Below are 20283 nucleotides of genomic sequence, written 5' to 3'. Positions count from 1 at the left end.
TAACGGTTGTAGATGGGGGAAAAGTGAACTATCAAGGGCGAATGGCAGAGAAATCACCGGCGCCCAGCCGCACCCACCGCGTTTACGAGCAGATCCGGTCCCGGCTGCTGAACGGCGCGCTTCCGCCCGGTCAGAAGCTCGTCATTTCCGACCTGTGCGAGAATCTGGGGGCGAACCAGAGCGCGGTGCGCGAGGCGCTGGCGCGGGTCACCGCAGAAGGGCTGGTCACCGCCGAACCGCAGCGCGGCTTCCGCGTGAGCGAGATCGCGGCCGAGGACCTGCATCATCTGACGGATGTGCGCCTGTTGATCGAGGAGCCCTGCATCCGCTCCGCCATCGCGAACGCCACCATCGCCTGGGAAAAGGGGATCGTCGCGGCGCTGCACGGCCTGCTGCGGACGCCGCGCAACGACGATGACGGCAAGGTGACGCAGGAATGGGCGGACGCGCACCACGCCTTCCATCACGCGCTGGTCGCCACATGCGACAATCCCTGGCTGCTCCGGGTGCGCGACATGCTGCTGCTGCAGAGCGAGCGCTATCGCTGGCTCTCCATCTCCTCGCCGTCCAAGCGTTCGAATCTGGAGAAGGAATATAGCAAGCTGGCCGACGCCTTTCTGGCGCATGACGCCGATCTGGCGATCAAGCTGATGCGCGAACATTATCTGATGACGACGAAGATCGTGCTGGGCAAGGACCAGAAGCCTGCCCGGACCCGCAAGGCCTCCGCCAAGGTGACGGAAGGGGCGTAGGGGATTGCGGCCGGGCGCGCTTCCCGCCCTGCCGCCCCCGCGCATGACAGGAAGAGGAGAGGACCGTCCATGCCCGCTTATGTCGTCATGATCCGCGACCGGCTGAACGATGCCGGGGAGATGGCCGCCTATGCCGCGCTGGCGGTCAAGGCGCGGGGGGAAAAGCCGGCCCGGCGGCTCGCCTTCTATGGGGAGCATGATGCGGTGGAAGGGCCCGATCCCGACGGCGTCGCCGTATTGGAGTTCGACGATCTGGATGCGGCGCGGGCCTGGTACCACTCGCCCGCTTATCAGGAAGCATTGCAGCATCGGCTTGCCGGTGCGGAATATCGCGTGATCCTGGTCGACGGCGCTCGCTGAAGCGCCGCAAGGCACGCCCGCCAAGAGGCGCGCCGGACAGGACTTATTGTGGGAGGATGCCGATGAAGGACAAGTCGCATATTTTCCGCGCGCTTTTCCCGGGGGGCTGGCAGGCGGTGCGGTCGCTGGAAAGCCTGCTCGCCGGCTATGGCGACATCATGCTGCTGCTGGGGGAGGAGGAACGGCCCCGGAAATGGCGGCGGCCGGGCGCGCGCCGCTGACGAAATCCCGCGCCCCCGGTTGGCCCACCCGGGCAGTCCCATCCATTCACCCGAGCGGATGCACAGCCGGACAGAATCCCATTGTCCGGAATCCGGCGCTCGGCTTGGGACGGGGACGGTTCGTTAACTATAAGGAGAATGGAGATGTCGCGGTCTTTCACGAAATTCGCGCCTCTGGCGGTGATTTTGGTGGGTTCGCTGGCGCTGGGGGGCTGTGCCACCAAGGGCTTCGTGCGGGAACAGGTCGCCGCCGTGAACCAGCGCGTCGATGCGCTCGACTCGCGCCTGCAGGCGACGGACGCCACCGCGAAATCGGCGCTGGCGGAGGCGCAGGCGGCATCCGGCCAGGCGCAGAACAATGGCCAGCGGCTGGACCAGATCAATGCCCGCGTCGACGGCATCGAGCAGCGCATGCAGGAAAATCAGCGCAAGCGGCCGCGCAACTGACGCCCGGAACGGGGCCGAATCCGGTGTTCCCGCGCCGGCGTCCGTCCTGGGCGCCGGCGCTTTCCTTCGAGTGCATTGAGCGATGATCCCACTGTTCCTGGCGCTGGCGGTGCTTGCGCCGGCCATTCCCGCGACGGAGGGCGTCCGGGCGGCGGAGCCGGCGAAACCGCAGGCGGACATGCCGCAGGAGGCGGGAGCGAAGCTGTCCGGGGAAGCGGCGCGCGTGGCCGACTGGATCGCCGCGTCCCGCGACAATGGCGCGCTGCCCTATATCATCGTCGACAAGAAGGCGGCGGTTCTCTCGCTCTATGACGCCAGCGGGAAATCGCTGGGTCATGCGCCGGTCCTGATCGGCGTGGCCGTCGGGGACGAGGCGAGCCCCGGCATCGGATCGAAGAATCTGGCGGAGATCGGCCCGGCGGAAAAGACGACGCCCGCCGGGCGCTTCCTGGCGAAATTCGGGCTGGCGGCGGGGCGGCAGAAGGTGCTGTGGGTCGATTATGCCACGTCGGTGGCGCTGCACCCCATTCCCAAGGGCGCGCCGAAAAGGGAACGCCGACGCGAGCGGATGCTCTCGCCCACCGGCGACGACAATCGCATCACCTTCGGCTGCATCAACCTGCCCACCGCCTTTTACGGCAAGAACGTCAGCCCGCTGTTCCGGAAAAAGGGCGGCTATGTCTATGTGCTGCCCGACACCAAGCCGCTGGAAGCGGTTTTCCCCCGGTTGCGGGTGCAGGCGGCGATGAATGGCGGCGGGGGTTGAGCGTCCCGGTTTTCCGGCTTCATGGGCAGGCCCGACCCAAGGTCTAATTGTCCATTTGTCCGAAAGGTTCATCCTGTCCCTCAACTTTCAGACGAGTCCGGGAGAGGATGATGTTACAGCAGGCAATGGCGCGGTTCGCGGGGAAGACGCTGATCCGCGATAAATATGAGAATTTCATCGGCGGCCAGTGGGTGGTGCCGGTTCGCGGGGAATATTTCGACAATCTTTCGCCGGTGACGGGGCAGAGCGTGTGCAAGATCGCCCGTTCGACGGCCGAGGACATCGAGCTGGCGCTGGACGCCGCGCACAGGGCCAGGGAAGGCTGGGGCCAGCGTTCGGCGACGGAGCGGGCCAATATCCTCAATCGCATCGCGCAGCGGATGGAGGAGAATCTCGACCTGCTCGCCATGGCGGAGACGATCGACAACGGCAAGCCGATCCGCGAGACGACCGCCGCCGACATTCCGCTCGCCATCGACCATTTCCGCTATTTCGCGGCCTGCGTGCGGTCTCAGGAAGGCTCCATCGCGGAGATCGACCATGACACGGTGGCCTATCATTTCCATGAGCCGCTGGGCGTGGTGGGGCAGATCATCCCCTGGAACTTCCCGATCCTGATGGCGGCGTGGAAGCTGGCCCCGGCACTGGCGGCGGGCAATTGCGTGGTGCTGAAGCCCGCCGAGCAGACGCCGATGTCGATCATGGTGCTGATGGACCTGGTGGGCGACCTGATCCCCGAAGGCGTGCTGAACGTCGTCAACGGCTTTGGCGTGGAGGCGGGCAAGCCGCTCGCCACCAACAAGCGGATTTCGAAGATCGCCTTTACCGGGGAAACCACCACCGGGCGGCTGATCATGCAATATGCGAGCGAGAATCTGATCCCGGTGACGCTGGAACTGGGGGGCAAGTCGCCCAACATCTTCTTCGCCGACGTGATGGATGCGGACGACGATTATTTCGACAAATGCCTGGAAGGCTTTGCGATGTTCGCGCTCAATCAGGGCGAGGTCTGCACCTGCCCCAGCCGGGCGCTGGTGCAGGAGAGCATCTACGAAAAGTTCATCGAGCGCGCCGTCGCCCGCGTGCAGAAGATCGTGCAGGGCAGCCCGCTCGACCCCGCGACGATGATCGGGGCGCAGGCGTCGAACGACCAGTTGGAGAAGATCCTTTCCTATATCGACATCGGCCGGGACGAGGGCGCGAAGGTGCTGACCGGCGGCACGCGGGCGCATCTGGGCGGTGAGCTGGAGCAGGGCTATTATGTGACGCCGACCGTGCTGGAAGGGCATAATCGGATGCGCATCTTCCAGGAGGAGATTTTCGGCCCGGTGCTGTCGGTCACGACCTTCAAGGATGAGGCGGACGCGCTGCATATCGCCAATGACACGCTGTACGGGCTGGGCGCCGGGGTGTGGAGCCGGAACGGGAACACGGCCTATCGCATGGGGCGCAACATCCAGGCCGGGCGGGTCTGGACGAACTGCTACCATGCTTATCCGGCGCATGCGGCCTTTGGCGGGTACAAGCAGTCGGGCATCGGGCGCGAGACGCACAAGATGATGCTGGATCATTATCAGCAGACGAAGAACCTGCTGGTGAGCTATTCGACCAAGGCGCTGGGGTTCTTCTGAGGCGAGGGGCGGATCGCATGCCGAAGGCGGGTCCTTCCCCCTTCACGCCTTCGGTTCGGCGGGCGCCTCTCCCGGGCGTCCGCCTTTTTCTTCTTCCCCCTCCCGCAGGCGGGAGGGGGCCGGGGGGTGGGCGGGCGCAACCTCAGCGCCATTCTGCAATGGCTAAGCTGGAAGCTCCCCCGGATCAAGTCCGGGGTCGCGCCCACCCCTAACCCCTCCCGTTTACGGGAGGGGGACTGGAGATCATTATGAACCTTCCACCCCGCATCCTCGCCACGCCGGAAGCCGAAGTCCTGATCGCCCGGCTGGCGGCCCGGCATGGGCCGCTGATGTTCCACCAGTCCGGCGGTTGTTGCGACGGGTCGGCGCCGATGTGCTTTCCGCGGGGCGAGTTCAGGACCGGCGGGCAGGATGTGCTGCTGGGCCAGATCGCGGGCGACGTGCCGGTGTGGATCGGCGCGGCGCAGTTCGAATATTGGCGGCATACGCAAGTCACCATCGACGTCGTGCCGGGCCGGGGCGCGGGCATGTCGCTGGAAAGCCCGGAGGGGATGCGCTTCATCGTCCGCTCGCGCGTCTTCACCGATGAGGAGAATGCGGCGCTGGAAGCGGCGGGAGAGCCTTTGCGCGGCGGCTGATTCCCATTAGACAAGAAAAGAACAGGGAGAAAATGCGGGGAGAGGAACATGACGGTGCTGGCATCGGAGATCGCCTTTGCGTCAAGCCATGCGGGCGATCCGGCCAAGGCCATGGCGGAAGTCGCCGGTCAATTGGGGGACGAACCGCTGGCCGGGATGCTGCTGTTCTGTTCGCATCGTTTCGACCGGGAGGCGCTGGCGCGGGCGGTCAACCGCCGGACGGAGGGCGTGGTGGCGATCGGCTGCACCAGTTCGGGCGAGCTGACCGAAAATGGCTATGATGAGGACAGCCTGAGCGTCATCGGCTTTCCGGCTTCGGCCTTTCACATGACCTCGCTCTGTTTCGACGACATCGAGAATTTCGATCCCGCCGCCGCGCGGCAGGCGGTGCGCGGGCTGGCCGCGCAGGCGGAGCGGGAGAGCCGCCATCTGGGCGGGAAGGTCAATCATGTCGCGCTGTTCCTGGTCGACGGGCTGTCGCATCGGGAAGAATTGCTGACCATGACGATCCAGGACGCGCTGGGCGACATTGCGCTGATCGGCGGGTCGTCGGGCGACGGCATGGCCTTTCGGGAGACGGCGGTCTTCCATGGCGGGCGCTTCCATGGCCATGCGGCGGTGGTGGCGATCCTGTCCACGCCGCGCCCGCTGCATGTGTTCAAGGCGCAGCACTACCGGCCGAGCGAGGCGAAGATGGTCGTCACCGGGGCGATCCCGAACGACCGGATCGTGACCGAGATCAATGCGGAGCCCGCCGCGCAGGAATATCTGCGGCTGGCGGGTCATGCGGGCGAGGCGCTGGGCGTCGCCTTCTATGCCGCGCATCCGCTGATGGTGCGGGCCGGGGGCGATTATCATGTGCGGTCGATCCAGAGCGCGAATCCCGACGGCAGCCTTACCTTCTACTGCGCCATCGACGAGGGGATCGTGATGACCGTGGGCGAGCCGGTGGACCGTATTGCGCGGATGGACGCGCTGTTCGCGGACATTGCGGCGGAGGTGGGACCGGTGGACCGGATCATCGCCTTCGATTGCGTATTGAACCGCATCGATGCCGAGCAGCGGCAGATCAGCCGCGCCGTGTCGGAGCTGTACGGGCGGCATCGGGTGATCGGCTTCAACACCTATGGCGAGCAATATCATGCGCTGCACGTCAACCAGACCTTCAGCGGCCTTGCCATCGGCCGATGACCGACGCGGCCCTCTCTTCCGCCGAACTGGAGGCGTTGCGGGAAGAGAACCGCAAGTTGCGCAAGATCAATGCGGCGCTGATCGACCGGGTCGAACGGTCGAGCGACATGGCCGGCAACGCCTTTTCGATGTTCGAGACCGCGATCTCGCTGGAAGCCATGGTGCGCGAGCGGACCGTGCAGCTCGAAGACGCGCTGGCGAAGCTGGCGGAGGCCAATGCCGACCTCGCCTCCGCCCATGGCCATGCGGACGCGGCGCGGATGCGGATGCGCGACGCGATCGATTCGATCAACGAAGGCTTCGTCCTGTTCGACGCGGAGGACCGGCTGGTCCTCTATAACGAGGCCTATCTGGGTTTCTGGCCGGAGATTGCGGACCATATCCGCGAGGGCATGAGCTTCGACGAGATCGCCAAGCTGGCGGCGGCGCATCACCGCCCGGTGGGACAGGACCGATGGGTGTCGGACCGGCTGGCGCGCCATAGCGTGGCGGAGGGCGGGCATGTGCAGGCGCTGTCCGACGGGCGCTGGGTGCAGATCAACGAACTGCGCACCAGCGAGGGCGGCATCGTCGGCATCTATACCGACATCACCGAGGTGAAGGCGGAGGATGCCCGCGACCGCGCGCGGGAACTGGCCGAGCGCAACATTGTGCTGCAGGCGACGCTCGACAACCTCTCCGAAGGCGTGTGCCTGTTCGATGCCGAGGGGCGGCTGGCGGCGTGGAACGAGGCGCTGCAACGGCTGCTGGAACTGCCGGAGGACTGGGCGCAGGAGCGGGATAGCCATGCCGCGCTGCTGGACTGGTGCCGGGGCAATCTGGGGATGGACGACAGGGGCTGCCTCGACCGGGGCGGGGCGCGCCATCGCAGCGAACTGGTCCATGCCGGGGGGCGCAGCTTCGAGATTCGCAGCAACGCCATGGAGCGGGGCGGGCAGGTGATCGGCTTCACCGACGTGACCGACATGCTGCGCGCGCAGGCGGCGCTGCGCGAGACGGCGGAGACGCTGGAGCGGCGGGTGGCGGAGCGCACCTCCGAACTGGAGGCGGAGGTGGCCGAGCGGCGCCAGATCGAGGCGCAGTTGATGGACGCCAAGACGGCGGCGGAGAAGGCGAACCTGTCCAAGACCAGCTTCCTGGCGGCGGCCAGTCATGATCTGTTGCAGCCATTGAACGCGGCGCGGCTGTTCGTCGCGGCGCTGGGCGACCGGCGATTGGCGCTGCCGACGCGGGCGCTGGTCAACCAGACGTCCACCGCGCTGGATTCCGTCGAGGATCTGCTGGAGGCGCTGTTGGAGATCAGCCGCCTCGACGCGGGCGCGATCCAGCCGGAGATCAGCGATTTCCGCATCGATCGGCTGCTCGATACGCTGCGGACGGAATTCGCGCCGATGGCGCGTTCGGCGGGGCTGGTGCTGGCGGTGGAGACGGCCCCGGTCTGGGTCCGCTCCGACATCCGGCTGCTGCGGCGGATTCTCCAGAATTTCCTGTCCAATGCGCTGCGCTACACCCAGCGCGGGTCGGTGCGCGTCGCCTGCGTCGCGGAGGCGGATGGGATAAGGCTGAGCGTCGCCGACAGCGGTCCCGGCATCCCCGTCGACAAGCAGCAACTGATCTTCGAGGAATTCCGCCGCCTCGACACGCCGGGGGGCAGGGGGGCGGGCGGCAAGGGGCTGGGCCTCGCCATCGTCCGCCGGGCGAGCGACATGCTGCGCCATGAAGTGACGCTGGAATCGGTGCCGGGGCAGGGCGCGACCTTCTCCATCCGCGTGCCGCAGGGCGAGGCGGTGGTGGAAGAGGGCGATGGGGGCAGCGCGCCGCGCAGCGACCGGTCGATGCGCGGGCTGAAGGTGCTGGTGGTCGACAATGAGCGGGCGATCCAGACCGGCATGTCGACCCTGCTGGGCGGATGGGGCTGTACCGTGGCGACGGCCGGGGGATTCGCGGAGGCGGTCGCCGCCTTTTCGGAAGGCGAGGCGCCCGATGTCATCCTGGTCGACTATCATCTGAACGACGGCGAGACAGGGGATGCCGTGATCGAGCGGTTGCACGGCCATTTCGGGCGGGCGGTGCCGTCGGTGATGATCTCCGCCGACCGGGGCGAGGCGCTGAAGGCCCGGATGGACGGCTGGGGCATTCCGCTGCTGGGCAAGCCGGTGAAGCCTGCGCAACTGCGCGCCTTGCTGCGCACGATGTTGAAATAGGCGGTTGTTTCTGTCGGGGCTGAAAGTCGATCCGGTCGGATGCTTTAGGTGTTCCCACTGATCGCCCGTCCTTGCCATCGGTGATAGGCTGAATCCCCCACATCATGGAGCGGGCTATGAGCGCTTTCGACGTCGCGACGGCTCGATCCTCACTGATCCGGGATGGGTTCACCGTGATCAGGGACGCCTATTCCGCCCGTTCCGTGGAGGAGATCGTCGAAATCCACCGCTTGCTGGTCGCGGCGCTCGATGATCCTGTCCGTCCCGGCGACCGTTTCCGGATGGACATGGGGCGCGGGCTGGCGGGCGCCGGCCCTGCGCGGCTCAGCCAGCATGAGATACGCTATGCCTCCAACCTGGCGCCGCGCCTGATGGCGACCGAGGTGTTCGTGCGGAGCCAGCGGCTGGTCGATGCCATTGCGGGGCCGATGCACTTCGCCTTCGACCATATCATCTTCAAGCCCGGGCATTCCGCCACGACCACGCCATGGCATCAGGACATCGCCTATCGGAAGCTGGGCGGCGGGGCGCATGCCGGGGGCCTTGCCCGGCTCCACCTGTGGATTCCGCTTCAGGACACCAGCCTTGAGCAAGGTTGCATGGAGTTCGTCCCCGGCAGCCATCGCGCCGGGGTCATGCCGCATCGGCCCTTTACGCGCATATCGGGCACTTTGGGCCGGGAGGCGGCGGTTCCGCAAGCCGGCGAGCGGGTCGCATGCCCGATCGAGGCGGGTGGGCTGACCATCCATACGCCGCTTACCCTGCATTATACCGGCGCCAACCTTACGCCCAGGGCGCGGGGAGCCTAGATCATCCAGTTCAGCCGCTTCGGCCGGATGGAACGCGCGATCAAGCGCGGGCTGGGGATCGCGCCGCGCACCGTCCTGGCGGAATAGCATGGCGCAGGAGCAAGCGCCGGGGCGATCACCAGTGGCGCGGTTGCAGATGGCGTCTTTCCATTTCGTCCAGCACGGCCTGCTCGAACCCGGACGGGTTCTTCGGGTCGCCCATCCTGCGGCGGATGGCGGCCAGTTCCTTGTCCGTGAGGGCCGCTGCCTCGGCAGCATCCTTCAGATGATCATGCACGGCGAGTCTCCGCATCATGGCGGCGGCACTGTCGCATGAAAAGCGGGCAAGCTCAATTCAGCGAAAGGCTTAGCGTCGACCCCATGCAGGGCGCCGTGGAAAGGGCCGCCCCCGAAGGAGCGGCCCGACCCCTTATGCCGCCAGGTCGAAACGGTCGGCGTTCATCACCTTGGTCCAGGCGGCGACGAAGTCGTTCACGAACTTGTCGCCCGCGTCGGCGGAGGCATAGACTTCCGACAGGGCGCGCAGTTGCGCGTTCGATCCGAACACCAGGTCGACCCGCGTGCCGGTCCATTTCTGTTCATTGGACTTGCGGCAGGTGCCGGTGAAGATGTCCTTGTGACCCTCCACCTCCTTCCACGCCGTGCCCATGTCGAGCAGGTTGACGAAGAAGTCGTTGCTGAGCGTCCCCGGACGGTCGGTGAACACGCCATGGCCGGACCCGCCATGATTGGCGCCCAGCACCCGCAGCCCGCCGACCAGCACCGTCATTTCCGGGGCGCTGAGGGTCAGCAACTGGGCGCGGTCGATCAGCAGTTCCTCGACCGGCACGCTGAACGGCACGGGCAGATAGTTGCGGAAGCCGTCGACCTTCGGCTCCAGCACCTCGAAATTCTGCACATCCGTCTGTTCCTGCGAGGCGTCGGCGCGGCCGGGGGTGAAGGGCACCTCGATGCTGCGCCCGCCATCCGCCGCCGCCTTCTCGATCGCGGCCGATCCGCCCAGCACGATCAGGTCGGCGAGCGAAATCTTCTTCGCGCCCGCACTGTCGAACTCGGCCTTGATCTTCTCCAGTACGGAGAGGACGCGGGAAAGCTGTTCGGGCTGGTTCACGTCCCAGTCCTTTTGCGGAGCCAGCCGGATGCGCCCGCCATTGGCGCCGCCGCGATGGTCCGACCCGCGATAGGTGGAGGCCGACGCCCAGGCGGTCGTCACCAGTTCCGCGACGCTGAGGCCGGACGCCAATATCTTCTGCTTGAGCGCGGCGATGTCCGAAGCGTCGACCAGTGGATGGTCGACCGCCGGAATCGGGTCCTGCCAGATCAGGTCTTCGGCGGGGACTTCGGGGCCGAGATAGCGGGCCTTCGGTCCCATGTCGCGATGGCACAGCTTGAACCAGGCGCGGGCGAAGGCATCCTCGAACGCGGCGGGATCGTTGCGGAACCGCTCGGAGATTTTCCGATATTCCGGGTCCATCTTGAACGCCATGTCGGCCGTGGTCATCATCGTCGGCACGCGCCTGTCGGGGCTGTGCGCGCCGGGGGCCAGGTCTTCGGGCTTCTGGTTCACCGGCTGCCACTGCTTGGCGCCCGCCGGGCTCCGCACCAGCTCATATTCATAGTCGAGCAGCATGTGGAAGAAGCTGTGGTCCCAGGCCCGGGGCGTCGGCGTCCACGCGCCTTCGATGCCGCTGGTGATGGTGTGATCGCCCACGCCGCTTTCATAGCCGCTCTGCCAGCCAAGGCCCTGCTGCGCGATGTCGGCGCCTTCGGGTTCCTTGCCGACCTTCGATGCATCGCCCGCGCCATGGGCCTTGCCGAAGGTGTGGCCGCCGGCGGTGAGCGCGACGGTCTCCTCATCGTTCATGCCCATGCGCAGGAAGGTTTCGCGAATGTCGCGGGCCGATTGCAGCGGGTCGGGGTTGCCGCCCGGCCCCTCCGGATTGACGTAGATGAGGCCCATCTGGATCGCGGCCAGCGGGCTTTCGAGGACCATGTTCTTTTCCGGCTGGATGCGGGTTTCATTGCCCTCCTGGCCGACCCAGAACTCCTCCGTGCCCCAATAAACGTCCTTTTCCGGCTCGAACACGTCGGCGCGGCCGCCGCCGAAGCCGAAGACCGGGCCGCCCATCGATTCAATGGCGACATTGCCGGCCAGGATCATGAGGTCCGCCCAGCTCAGCTTCTGGCCATATTTCTGCTTGACCGGCCACAGCAGGCGGCGGGCCTTGTCGAGATTGGCGTTGTCCGGCCAGCTGTTGAGCGGGGCGAAGCGCTGCGAGCCGGAGGAGGCGCCGCCGCGCCCGTCGCCGGTGCGGTAGGTGCCCGCCGAGTGCCAGGCCATGCGGATGAAGAAGGGGCCGTAATGGCCATAGTCCGCCGGCCACCAGGGCTGGCTGTCGGTCATGAGGGCCGTCAGGTCCTTCTTCACCGCGTCATAGTCCAGCGACTTGAAGGCGGCCGCATAATCGAAATCGTCGCCCAGCGGATTGCCGGACAGGCCGTTCTGCTGAAGGATGTCGAGCGAGAGCTGGTTCGGCCACCAGTCGCGGTTGGTGCGCCCCAGCAGGGATCGCAGCGCCGCAGGCTCCTTCACGGGGCAGGCCAGCGGATCATTGCTCGTCTTTGCGTCCATTGCACGATTCCTTTCAGCTTCTCCGGGACCGGATTCTAGGCCATGCCCCGCGAAGGGGGAACTGCGAAGGCCATGTTATTTTTCCGATAACAGTGTGGAATTTATTAGATGAAAGGGGACCATGACTCCCCTCCCGCCGCGGGAGGGGGCACCCCTTCCTCTCTAAATACTGAACGCGAAATGCCCGGAGCCCTTTTGCAGCCGCCGCCAGTTTTCCGCATTCATATGAACGAGGGTGTGATGGTCGCCGCCCTCGAACCAGACATCCTGATCCATCAGCATGTCGTCGTCGATGATCGTCTTCAGCCCATAGGCCGCGCCGACCGGCGGAAGCGCGCCCAGTTCGCAGTCGGGGAACAGCGCCGCGGTCGTATGTTCCTCCGCCAGCGAGACGTCGCGGGCCAGCCATTGCTGCAGGAAGTTGAAGCTGACATGCTTGGAGGAGGGCAGGACGGCCAGCAGATATTCGTCGCCGGCCTGCACCAGCACCGCTTTCGCCACCTGCCGGCCGGGGACATGCGCCGCCTGCGCCGCCCGCGCCATCTCCGCCGAGGGTTCATGCGGCCATTCGTCGAAGCTGGTGCCGCAGCGGTCCATATAGCCGCGCAATCTTTGGGAAATCGCCATGACATCCTCCATCGGCCTGTGCCCGCGGACATGGGTCAGGGGGGCGTCGTGCGCGGTGCCGGGAACGGGTGCCGGCACAAGGGCGGGCGGCGGGTCTGGCCAATGCCGTCGATAGGATCAGGAATAGCAGATTTGCGGCCGATAACCAATCGCCCCGGCTGCCCCCTCCGCCGCGCGGTTACGGCCGGGCGGCGTCGGGCGCGGTGGCATTGCCGCCGCCCAGCGCGATCTGCATGTAGACGGTGTCGAGCCAGCGGCCCGCCTTCCAGCCCATGCCGGTGAGGCGGCCCACCTGCCGGAAGCCGCAGGCGGCGTGGAGCGCGACCGAAGCGGGTTCGCCGCCGCCGATCACCGCCACCATCTGGCGGAAGCCGAAAGCCCCGGCCGCGTCCAGCAGGGCATCGAGCAGCGCCCGGCCGATGCCGCCGCCGCGCCGGTCCTGCGCCACATAGATGCTGTTTTCGCACGCAAAGGCATAAGCGGGCCGGTCGCGGAACTGCGTCGCATAGCAATAGCCGACCACCTCCGCCCCGTCGCACGCCGCGAGGAAGGGCCAGCCCCGGCCGGTCACGCGCTCGATCCTGGCCACTGTCTCCGCAACGGACGGCGGCACGAGCTCGTAGCTGGCGGTGCCGTGCAGGACATGGTGCGCATAGATGGCGGCGATGGCGGCCGCATCCCCGACCGTCGCCTTCCGGACCGTGACGCTCATTGCCCTGTCGCCTCCACCATTTCGCCATCCTGCCCGACGCCGGGCGGCGACACAACCGGCCACCGGCTGGAGAAGAAGGGAAGAAATCGGGGAAAAGGGCTCAATCGGCGCGGAAATGCACCTGATTGGCCTTGATCACCGCCTGGGTGCGGCTGAGCACGCCCAGCTTCTGGAGGATGGCGGAGACATGCGCCTTGATCGTGGTCATCGACACGCCCAGATCGTGCGCGATCTGCTTGTTCAGCCGCCCGCGCACCAGATGCGCCAGCACCGTCTTCTGCTGCGGCGTCAGGCTGTCGATGCGGCGGGCGATCTCATCCTCCTCCGCCGTGGGCGCGACATTCTCTCCCATGGCCTCCGGCAGATAGATTTCGCCCGACACCACCCGATGGAGCGCATCGACGATGGCGCTGCGCTTCAGCGATTTGGGAATGAAGCCCGCCGCGCCGGCGGCCAGCGCCTCCTGCACGATGGCGCGGTCGAAGGCGCCCGACACCATCACCACCGGCAGGATCGGGAAACGGTCCCGCAGCAGTTTCAGGCCGTCCAGGCGGCGGACGTCGGGAATGTTGAGGTCGAGCAGGATGAGGTCGAAATTATCCTGCTTCTCCAGCAGCGAGACGGCCTCGTCCATGCTTGCCGCCTCGAAGATGTCGCAATTGTCGAAGCTGATCGCGATCACGCTGCGCAGCCCGTCGCGCACGAGGGGGTGATCGTCGACGATCAGCACCCGCTCCATGATTGCCTCGCCACCCATATACTGGCCCACCCCTCGACCCGGATCATCGGACAAGTCATGGGCCGTGGCAAGCCGCATCGCGCCGGGCGGAACCGCCGGAATGGAGTGCATGTGGTTGCCGCGTCCCATGACGATCATCGTTCTTGTCCTCTTATCTGGGCAGCTTGAACACCCAGAGCGCGCCGCCCTGGTTTATGTCCTTGAAGCTCTTGGCGACTTCGCCGCCCCAGAGCGGCACCGCGCCGCCCCAGCCGGACATCACCGCCACATATTGCTCGCCATCCTGTTCCCAGGTGACGGGGCTGCCCACCACGCCGGAGCCGGTCTGGAACTTCCACAATTCCTGGCCCGTCTTCGCGTCGAAGGCTTTCAGATACCCCTCCGGCGTGCCGGTGAAGACCAGGTTGCCCGCCGTCGAGAGCACCCCGCCCCAGAGCGGCGCCTTGTTCTTATATTCCCAGACGATCTTGCCGGTCTTGGGGTCCATGGCGCGCAGCGCGCCGATATGATCCTCGGCAATGGGCTTAATGGTGAAGCCGGCGCCCAGATAGGCCGCGCCCTTCTTGTAGGCGATGGGCTCGTTCCAGATGTCCATGCCCCAGTCGTTGGACGGAATGTAGAAGAGGCCGGTGTCCTGGCTGTAGGCCATGGGCATCCAGTTCTTTCCCCCCAGGAAGCTGGGGCTGGCGAAGACCGACTGGCCCTTGGCCGCTTCGCCCGGCGCGCCGGGACGGTTGGCGTCGTTATAGTTCGGACGGCCATTTTTGTTGAAGCCATTGGCCCAGGTCGTCTGCGCGACGAACTTGTTGGCGCTGATGAACTTGCCGTTGGTGCGGTCCAGAACGAAGAAATAGCCGTTGCGGTCGGCCTTCGCGCCCAGCTTCATCGGCTTGCCGTTGATCGTGGCGTCGAAGGGGATGAATTCGTTGACGCCGTCGAAGTCCCAGCCATCATGCGGGGTCGTCTGGAAATGCCATTTGATGACGCCGGTGTCGGGGTCGATGGCCAGCGTGGAACTGGTGTAGAGATTGTCGCCGGGGCGCAGATGGCTGTTCCAGGGCGCGGGGTTGCCGGTGCCGAAGAAGAGCAGGTTGGTTTCCGGATCATAGGTGCCGCCCAGCCAGGTCGCGCCGCCGCCGGTCTTCCACAGGTCGCCCTGCCAACTGGCGTTGGTCTTGCCGGTGATGCCGTTATCCTTGCCGTTGAGGGTGCCCATATTGCCCTCGATCGTCGGGCGGCGCCAGATCAGTTCGCCGGTGTTGACGTCGCGGGCCTCCACTGCGCCGGTGATGCCGAATTCGCCGCCGGAGTTGCCGTAGATCACCTTGCCCTTGACGATCATCGGCGCGGCGGTGGCGGAATAGCCCGCCTGATAATCGGCGGTCTGCTTGTTCCAGATGACCTTGCCGGTGTGGCGGTTGAGCGCGACCATGTGCGCGTCCAGCGTGGCGAAGATGATCTTGTCGCCATAGATCGCCGCGCCCCGGTTCACCACGTCGCAACAGGGCATGATCGCTTCGGGCAGGCGGGCGTCATATTGCCACTTTTCCTCGCCGGTGCGCGCATCGAAGGCGAAGAGGCGCGAATAGCTGCCGGTGACGTAGATGGTGCCGTCATAGACGATCGGCTGCGCTTCCTGCCCGCGCTGCTTTTCCCCGCCGAGCGAGGAGGCGAAGGCGGGGACCAGCTTCGCGACGTTGGAGGCGTTGATCGCCTTCAGCGGGCTGAAGCGCTGCGCCTGCGGACCCATGCCATAGGTCAGGACGTCGCCGGGCGTCGCCGCGTCGTTCATCAGGTCCGCATCGGTGGGGCCTTCGGCCAGCAATGGCGCGGCGGCAATCGCCAGGCCCAGGATCGCGGCGCCGGACAGGGCTCGCGTCAAACGTCCTTTCATTCCATCCTCCCTCTGTTGAAAGGGCGTGCTCCGCGCCCCCGACTGTTTCAGATTATTGCACCCGTTGTGCGCAGCAATTGGACCTTGGGTCGGTCCTTCCGTCTTTGGCTCCTTCCCCTCCAGAGGAGGGAAAGGGCAGGGTTCATCCTGCCGCCAGCGCGGGCGTCCACTGCACGCCATAGGTGGCGAACAGCGCCTTCATCTCGCCGCTTGCGGCCATGGCGGCGACAATCTCCTCCACCGCATCGCCCAATGTGCGGCTGTTTTCCTTGACCGCCATGCCGATGTCCCAGCCGGGCGAGGTGAAGGCGGGCAGCGGCCCCTTGCGCAGGGTGAGGCCCTTCGCGCCGCGGTGCAGCCCTTCCTCGATCTGGGCGCGGCTGGCGAGCACGGCGTCCGCCTTGCCCGCCGCCACCGCCGCGACCGCGTCGGAGCCGCTGGGATAATGCGCCACATCCTTCGCCAATATGCCGCCGAAGGAGCCGATCAGGTAGAAATCGGGGATGGAGTCGAGTTCGGCCGCCAGCCTGTGCCCGCGCCAGCCGGTGGGCGGCGCTTCCAGATCGATGGCGTTTTGCGTACCCGCAAAACGGAAGCTTTCGCGATAATAGGGCGCGATGATCGCCACCTGGTCGTTGCGGGCGGCGAAGGTCCGGTCGAAGGGGACGTGCAACATCAGGTCGCCCGGCGCGAAGCCCAGCAGCCCGCCCTTCCACACGCCATGGCGCAGATCGTCGTCGGCGCTTTCATCCGCTACGAGCTGGGCGAGGTCGGCGCGCACGCCCAGTTTCCCGGCAATGGCGCTCGCCAGGTCGGCGTCGAGGCCGACCAGTTTCCCGCCCTCCTCCCAGGACCAGGGGCGGTTGTCCTTGTAGACCACCACGCGCAGCACGCCCAGTTCCTTGACCTTGCCCAGCGGCGCGGCGTGGGTCATGCCGGGGCAAAGCCCCAGCGCCATCGCCGCGCCCGCTCCGCCGATCAGGCCACGCCGGCTGAGCATGGCCTTTAGCCCTGGAACTTGGTTTCGAGCCAGGCGCGGATCGCCCAGCCGGCCTTCTGGCCCAGCACGTCGCCGAAGGGCGGCATATAGACCTTCCCATCATGGCTGGAGCCGTGGCGGAAGCGTTCGACGAACCACTGGTCGCCCGATTCGCCCTGTTCGAGATAGCGCAGGTCGGGCGCGATGCCGCCGCTTTCCGCGTCGAGCCCATGGCAGCGGGCGCAATTCTGGCCATAGGCGGACTGGCCGATCTCTATCGCCTTGGCATTGCCGCTATAGGGGTTTTTCGCAAGCCATTCCTCGCCAATGTCCGGCAGGGCGGAGGTGTCGACGGCCTGTGGCGTCACATTGCCGTGCGCCATCAGGCCGGTTGCCGTGGTCGCGCCCAATATGGCGATGGCGCCCAGCAGCGAAATGCGTCCCAGATTCATGCTCGAAATCCTCACCCGAATTGATTGGGGCGAGTGTAGGGCAGCGCGCTTTGCGTCCCTATTGGCCGTTGGTACAATCCCGGTGACGCTGTGCGCGCTATAGAGCCATAAGCGCTTATGCGCAGGAACATGACGCATAACGAGGCACGGCGGAGAGGATCGGGGCATATGAAGCGCATCATTCTGGCGGGGTTGATGCTGGTTCCGATGAGCGCGCAGCCAGTGAGCGCGTGGGCGGAGACGCTCTATGTCTCCAACGAGCGGGGCAACAGCGTCACCGTGATCGATGCGGCCAGCGCGAAGGTGATCGCGACCTGGGCGGTCGGCGGCCGGCCACGGGGGATCACCGTGTCGAAGGACGGCAGATATATCTATCTCTGCGCATCGACAGATCATGCGGTGCAGGTGATCGAGCGGGCGACGGGGAAGGTCGTGGCGGAGCTGCCGTCCGGGGAGGACCCGGAGCAATTCTTCCTCTCGCGCGATGGCGGGACGCTGTTCGTCGCCAATGAGGACAATGCTGCGCTGACCGCCATCGACCTGGCGAACCGGACCGTCGCCTTCCAGGTCGACGTCGGCGGCGAGCCCGAGGGCGTGGCGCAAAGCCCGGACGGCCGGTGGGTCGCGGTGACTTCGGAGGAGGAGAATGTCGTCAACTGGGTCGATGTGGCGAAGAAGGAGATGATCGACGCGACGCCCGTCGACCTGCGCCCGCGGCATGTGGAGTTCACGGGCGATGGCGCGCAGCTGTGGGTCGCGGCGGAGGTGGGCGGGACGGTGCAGATCGTCGATACGGCCTCCCGCAAGGTGGTGGAGACCCTGCATTTCGCCATTCCGGGCGTGGCGGAGCATCGCATATTGCCCTGCGGCATCCGTTTCACGCCGGACGGCCGGACGGCGGTGGTGGCGTTGGGGCGGGCGGATCATGTCGCGCTGGTCGACGTGGCGAGCCGCAAGGTGCGCGCCTATGTTCCCGTGGGCAAGCGGGTGTGGCATGTCGCGGTCAGCGGCGACGGGGCGCGGGCCTATGCGGCCAATGGCCTTTCGGACAATGTGAGCGTGATCGATCTGGCCAGGGGCGAGGTCACGGGAACGATCCCGGTGGGGGCGGCGCCGTGGGGGATCGTGGCGGTTCCCTGAAATGGCGGCTGCGCCGGCATTCGGAGGAGAGTTTTGGCCCATTAGAGGCTGATCGCACAAGGCAGTCCCGGGAAGCGGCGCTGAGCCACTGCCTTCGCAGGAGCCATACCGACCCGTGGCGACAATTGGCCAAGCACGCCATGCCCAGCTGCATCCAAAACGGTGAGGCCCGGTCCTGCTTGCGCAGGCCGGGCCTCATTCCCTCTCCAAACTGGTGACTGGATCAGCCGTCGTAGTCGCCGCCGATATTCTGGTTGCGCGGCGGGGCGGCGGCGGTCAGGCGCAGGGCCTCCGCCGACTGGGCGATCGAGCCGATTTCGTCCGGCGTGTCGTCGTCATCGATCTGCACCTTCTGCAGCGAGGCGACGAGCGAATCATGCAGATCCACCGGCAGGACGGTCTCTTCCGCGATCTCGCGCAGGGCGACGACGGGATTTTTATCGCGATCACGGTCCAGAGTCAGCTCGGCGCCGCCCGAAATCTCACGGGCGCGCTGCGCGGCAAGCAGGACGAGGTCAAAACGGTTGGTAACCTTGTCGACGCAATCTTCGACGGTAACGCGGGCCAAACGGGCGCTCCTGAACCAAGAGAAATGGTGAAATGCGCGCCTAACAGCGCAGGCCTTAAGAGTCAATGAAAAGCCCATAAACTGTGGCCAGCCGCCCCGAATGCGGGCATGAACGGAATATGGCGAGCATCCAGCAGGCAGGGCCGGGTGATGGCGGGTGGGAGGGCGAGGGACAGATCGGCCTGTCGCTGCACGCCGACCGCCTGCGCGTGATCGAGACGGGACCGGCGTTGCGGCAGGCCCTGGTCGACCTGATCGACGGCGCGCGGGAGAGCCTGAAGCTTTATTATTATATCTTCGCCGCCGACGGCAGCGGGCAACTCATCCTCGACCGGCTGATCGCGGCGCGGGGGCGCGGCGTTGCGGTCACGCTGATGATCGACGCCTTCGGATCGGGATCGACGCCGCTTGCCTTCTTCGATCCGCTGGTGGCGGCGGGCGGGCATTTCGGCCGCTTCGGGGCGCGGCGCTCGACGCGCTACCTGATCCGCAACCATCAGAAGCTGGCGATCGCCGACGACCGGCGGCTGCTGACGGGCGGCTTCAACGTCGAGGACGGCTATTTCGGGATTCCGGCGGAGGATTGCTGGCACGACCTGGGCCTGCTGGTGGAAGGGCCGCAGGTGCAGGCGATGACAAGCTGGTACGGCCAGCTCTGGCGCTGGGTGTCGACGCGCAAGCAGCGATTCCGCACGCTGCGCCGCATGGTGCGCAACTGGCACAGCCCTCTCCACACCGCGCCGGGCGAGCCGATGCGCTGGGTGATCGGCGGTCCCACCCGCCGGCTCAGTCCCTGGGCGCAGCTTGTGAAGCATGACCTTGAGCGGGCGCGGCGGCTCGACATGGTGGAGGCCTATTTCTCGCCGGGTCGCGGCATGCTGAAGCGCATCGCCCGGGCGGCGCGGCGAAAGGGGTCGCGCCTCGTACTGCCCTCCAGGTCCGACAATGGCGCGACCGTCGCGGCGGCCCGCCTGCTCTATGGCCCGCTGCTGAGGCGCGGGGTGGAGATATGGGAATATCAGCCCTGCAAGCTGCACATGAAGCTGATCGTGGTGGACGACGCGGTCTATATCGGATCGGCCAATTTCGACATGCGCAGCCTGTTCCTCAACCTGGAGATCATGCTGCGCGTCGAGGACGCCGGTTTCGCGCAGGATATGCGCGCCCTGATCGACCGGCGGGTCGCGCAAAGCCGCCAGATCACGCTGGAAACGCACCGCGCCCAGCGCAGCCTGCCGACGCTGGTCAAGCAGTGGATCAGCTATTTCCTGGTCGGCGTGCTGGACTATACCGTGACCCGCCGGCTCAATTTCCGCGATCCGGATGCCGACTAGGGCCAATCGACATTCAGATGATGACGAGCCGAAAATGGTGGTTTTCCGTGACCCGGCGCGCAGCCTACTCAAGGTATGTGAGCACCGGAAGCACGGAAAAGCGTCATTTGCAAGCCGTCAGGGCTGAATGTCGATTGGCTCTAGCATCGGAACCGGCCTCTTGTCCGGGGCGGGTCCGTTTCGGTTC

General features: G+C 66.2%; 21 protein-coding genes. 12 read left to right on the top strand and 9 right to left on the bottom strand.

Annotated features, from left to right (window positions below; translation table 11 throughout):
* The first annotated feature begins 41 nt into the window (after positions 1 to 41).
* From H5V43_RS21315 to H5V43_RS21270, 10 genes are all read left to right on the top strand, one after another.
* Entirely contained in the window at positions 42 to 752 is a 711-nt protein-coding gene (locus H5V43_RS21315) for a GntR family transcriptional regulator (protein ID WP_025551449.1), read from the top strand.
* 69 nt (positions 753 to 821) lie between these two features.
* Positions 822 to 1112, top strand: a complete 291-nt coding sequence (locus tag H5V43_RS21310) for a DUF1330 domain-containing protein (RefSeq protein WP_025551451.1) — start codon at positions 822 to 824, stop codon at positions 1110 to 1112.
* A gap of 62 nt (positions 1113 to 1174) precedes the next feature.
* The gene (locus tag H5V43_RS21305; RefSeq protein ID WP_157009794.1) at positions 1175 to 1333 is read left to right on the top strand and encodes a hypothetical protein; all 159 of its coding nucleotides are present in this window, start codon (positions 1175 to 1177) and stop codon (positions 1331 to 1333) included.
* 144 nt (positions 1334 to 1477) lie between these two features.
* Positions 1478 to 1780 carry a hypothetical protein gene (locus H5V43_RS21300; protein ID WP_025551453.1) on the top strand — a complete coding sequence of 101 codons (303 nt, stop codon included), beginning with the start codon at positions 1478 to 1480 and terminating at the stop codon, positions 1778 to 1780.
* Positions 1781 to 1862: 82 nt separating this feature from the next.
* On the top strand, positions 1863 to 2546 hold the full coding sequence (locus H5V43_RS21295; protein ID WP_025551455.1) for a hypothetical protein: 684 nt from the start codon (positions 1863 to 1865) through the stop codon (positions 2544 to 2546).
* A 110-nt stretch (positions 2547 to 2656) separates the two neighbouring features.
* Positions 2657 to 4177, top strand: coding sequence for an aldehyde dehydrogenase (gene adh / locus H5V43_RS21290; RefSeq protein WP_044661016.1), 1521 nt, complete (start codon positions 2657 to 2659; stop codon positions 4175 to 4177).
* Positions 4178 to 4425: 248 nt separating this feature from the next.
* Positions 4426 to 4815 (top strand): DUF779 domain-containing protein, encoded by a 390-nt coding sequence (locus H5V43_RS21285; RefSeq protein WP_044661017.1) that lies wholly within the window; start codon positions 4426 to 4428, stop codon positions 4813 to 4815.
* A 48-nt stretch (positions 4816 to 4863) separates the two neighbouring features.
* Positions 4864 to 6006, top strand: a complete 1143-nt coding sequence (locus H5V43_RS21280) for an FIST N-terminal domain-containing protein (protein WP_044661018.1) — start codon at positions 4864 to 4866, stop codon at positions 6004 to 6006.
* Positions 6003 to 8210 (top strand): hybrid sensor histidine kinase/response regulator, encoded by a 2208-nt coding sequence (locus H5V43_RS21275; RefSeq protein WP_193666839.1) that lies wholly within the window; start codon positions 6003 to 6005, stop codon positions 8208 to 8210. The genes H5V43_RS21280 and H5V43_RS21275 overlap by 4 nt, the downstream gene beginning before the upstream one ends.
* Before the next feature lie 116 nt (positions 8211 to 8326).
* Positions 8327 to 9019 (top strand): phytanoyl-CoA dioxygenase family protein, encoded by a 693-nt coding sequence (locus H5V43_RS21270; RefSeq protein WP_025551350.1) that lies wholly within the window; start codon positions 8327 to 8329, stop codon positions 9017 to 9019.
* A gap of 115 nt (positions 9020 to 9134) precedes the next feature.
* On the opposite strand, the gene H5V43_RS21265 is transcribed toward H5V43_RS21270, so the two are convergent.
* The 8 genes from H5V43_RS21265 to pedF all read right to left on the bottom strand — a co-directional run bounded on the left by H5V43_RS21265 (position 9135) and on the right by pedF (position 17054).
* Positions 9135 to 9296: a hypothetical protein gene (locus H5V43_RS21265; RefSeq protein ID WP_162195987.1), complete on the bottom strand. Its 162-nt coding sequence runs from the start codon at positions 9294 to 9296 to the stop codon at positions 9135 to 9137.
* Positions 9297 to 9428: 132 nt separating this feature from the next.
* Complete coding sequence (katG, locus tag H5V43_RS21260; protein ID WP_025551352.1) at positions 9429 to 11651, bottom strand: catalase/peroxidase HPI; 2223 nt, start codon at positions 11649 to 11651, stop codon at positions 9429 to 9431.
* Positions 11652 to 11813: 162 nt separating this feature from the next.
* Positions 11814 to 12278 carry an aminoacyl-tRNA deacylase gene (locus tag H5V43_RS21255; protein ID WP_025551354.1) on the bottom strand — a complete coding sequence of 155 codons (465 nt, stop codon included), beginning with the start codon at positions 12276 to 12278 and terminating at the stop codon, positions 11814 to 11816.
* Between the two features lie 178 nt (positions 12279 to 12456).
* On the bottom strand, positions 12457 to 12990 hold the full coding sequence (locus H5V43_RS21250; RefSeq protein ID WP_025551356.1) for a GNAT family N-acetyltransferase: 534 nt from the start codon (positions 12988 to 12990) through the stop codon (positions 12457 to 12459).
* A gap of 100 nt (positions 12991 to 13090) precedes the next feature.
* Entirely contained in the window at positions 13091 to 13867 is a 777-nt protein-coding gene (locus H5V43_RS21245) for a response regulator (protein ID WP_025551358.1), read from the bottom strand.
* A gap of 13 nt (positions 13868 to 13880) precedes the next feature.
* Entirely contained in the window at positions 13881 to 15623 is a 1743-nt protein-coding gene (locus H5V43_RS21240; protein ID WP_044661020.1) for a methanol/ethanol family PQQ-dependent dehydrogenase, read from the bottom strand.
* 142 nt (positions 15624 to 15765) lie between these two features.
* Positions 15766 to 16623 carry a substrate-binding periplasmic protein gene (locus H5V43_RS21235; RefSeq protein ID WP_025551360.1) on the bottom strand — a complete coding sequence of 286 codons (858 nt, stop codon included), beginning with the start codon at positions 16621 to 16623 and terminating at the stop codon, positions 15766 to 15768.
* 5 nt (positions 16624 to 16628) lie between these two features.
* On the bottom strand, positions 16629 to 17054 hold the full coding sequence (gene pedF / locus H5V43_RS21230; protein ID WP_025551362.1) for a cytochrome c-550 PedF: 426 nt from the start codon (positions 17052 to 17054) through the stop codon (positions 16629 to 16631).
* A gap of 168 nt (positions 17055 to 17222) precedes the next feature.
* Here pedF and H5V43_RS21225 point away from each other — a divergent pair, with 168 nt between their 5' ends.
* Positions 17223 to 18194: a PQQ-dependent catabolism-associated beta-propeller protein gene (locus tag H5V43_RS21225; protein WP_025551364.1), complete on the top strand. Its 972-nt coding sequence runs from the start codon at positions 17223 to 17225 to the stop codon at positions 18192 to 18194.
* Positions 18195 to 18417: 223 nt separating this feature from the next.
* Here H5V43_RS21225 and rpoZ read toward each other — a convergent pair whose 3' ends face one another.
* Complete coding sequence (rpoZ, locus tag H5V43_RS21220) at positions 18418 to 18762, bottom strand: DNA-directed RNA polymerase subunit omega (RefSeq protein WP_007688625.1); 345 nt, start codon at positions 18760 to 18762, stop codon at positions 18418 to 18420.
* Positions 18763 to 18881: 119 nt separating this feature from the next.
* Between rpoZ and H5V43_RS21215 the strand changes: the two genes are divergently transcribed.
* Entirely contained in the window at positions 18882 to 20096 is a 1215-nt protein-coding gene (locus H5V43_RS21215; RefSeq protein ID WP_025551366.1) for a phospholipase D-like domain-containing protein, read from the top strand.
* The last annotated feature ends 187 nt before the right edge of the window (positions 20097 to 20283 follow it).

It is taken from the genome of Sphingobium fuliginis (assembly GCF_015074805.1).
Lineage (GTDB): Bacteria > Pseudomonadota > Alphaproteobacteria > Sphingomonadales > Sphingomonadaceae > Sphingobium > Sphingobium fuliginis.
This window is presented reverse-complemented; position numbering and strand designations above follow the sequence as displayed.

What these genes read in the sequence shown, in the direction of transcription:
- H5V43_RS21295 (WP_025551455.1), top strand. Translation starts at nt 1,863, where the DNA reads ATGATCCCACTGTTCCTGGCGCTGGCGGTGCTTGCGCCGGCCATTCCC.
- katG (WP_025551352.1), bottom strand. Translation starts at nt 11,651, where the DNA reads ATGGACGCAAAGACGAGCAATGATCCGCTGGCCTGCCCCGTGAAGGAG.
- H5V43_RS21235 (WP_025551360.1), bottom strand. Translation starts at nt 16,623, where the DNA reads ATGCTCAGCCGGCGTGGCCTGATCGGCGGAGCGGGCGCGGCGATGGCG.
- H5V43_RS21215 (WP_025551366.1), top strand. Translation starts at nt 18,882, where the DNA reads ATGGCGAGCATCCAGCAGGCAGGGCCGGGTGATGGCGGGTGGGAGGGC.
- H5V43_RS21310 (WP_025551451.1), top strand. Translation starts at nt 822, where the DNA reads ATGCCCGCTTATGTCGTCATGATCCGCGACCGGCTGAACGATGCCGGG.
- H5V43_RS21250 (WP_025551356.1), bottom strand. Translation starts at nt 12,990, where the DNA reads ATGAGCGTCACGGTCCGGAAGGCGACGGTCGGGGATGCGGCCGCCATC.
- H5V43_RS21255 (WP_025551354.1), bottom strand. Translation starts at nt 12,278, where the DNA reads ATGGCGATTTCCCAAAGATTGCGCGGCTATATGGACCGCTGCGGCACC.
- H5V43_RS21245 (WP_025551358.1), bottom strand. Translation starts at nt 13,867, where the DNA reads ATGATCGTCATGGGACGCGGCAACCACATGCACTCCATTCCGGCGGTT.
- pedF (WP_025551362.1), bottom strand. Translation starts at nt 17,054, where the DNA reads ATGAATCTGGGACGCATTTCGCTGCTGGGCGCCATCGCCATATTGGGC.
- H5V43_RS21285 (WP_044661017.1), top strand. Translation starts at nt 4,426, where the DNA reads ATGAACCTTCCACCCCGCATCCTCGCCACGCCGGAAGCCGAAGTCCTG.
- H5V43_RS21315 (WP_025551449.1), top strand. Translation starts at nt 42, where the DNA reads ATGGCAGAGAAATCACCGGCGCCCAGCCGCACCCACCGCGTTTACGAG.
- H5V43_RS21225 (WP_025551364.1), top strand. Translation starts at nt 17,223, where the DNA reads ATGAAGCGCATCATTCTGGCGGGGTTGATGCTGGTTCCGATGAGCGCG.
- adh (WP_044661016.1), top strand. Translation starts at nt 2,657, where the DNA reads ATGTTACAGCAGGCAATGGCGCGGTTCGCGGGGAAGACGCTGATCCGC.
- H5V43_RS21300 (WP_025551453.1), top strand. Translation starts at nt 1,478, where the DNA reads ATGTCGCGGTCTTTCACGAAATTCGCGCCTCTGGCGGTGATTTTGGTG.
- H5V43_RS21270 (WP_025551350.1), top strand. Translation starts at nt 8,327, where the DNA reads ATGAGCGCTTTCGACGTCGCGACGGCTCGATCCTCACTGATCCGGGAT.
- H5V43_RS21280 (WP_044661018.1), top strand. Translation starts at nt 4,864, where the DNA reads ATGACGGTGCTGGCATCGGAGATCGCCTTTGCGTCAAGCCATGCGGGC.
- H5V43_RS21275 (WP_193666839.1), top strand. Translation starts at nt 6,003, where the DNA reads ATGACCGACGCGGCCCTCTCTTCCGCCGAACTGGAGGCGTTGCGGGAA.
- H5V43_RS21305 (WP_157009794.1), top strand. Translation starts at nt 1,175, where the DNA reads ATGAAGGACAAGTCGCATATTTTCCGCGCGCTTTTCCCGGGGGGCTGG.
- H5V43_RS21240 (WP_044661020.1), bottom strand. Translation starts at nt 15,623, where the DNA reads ATGAAAGGACGTTTGACGCGAGCCCTGTCCGGCGCCGCGATCCTGGGC.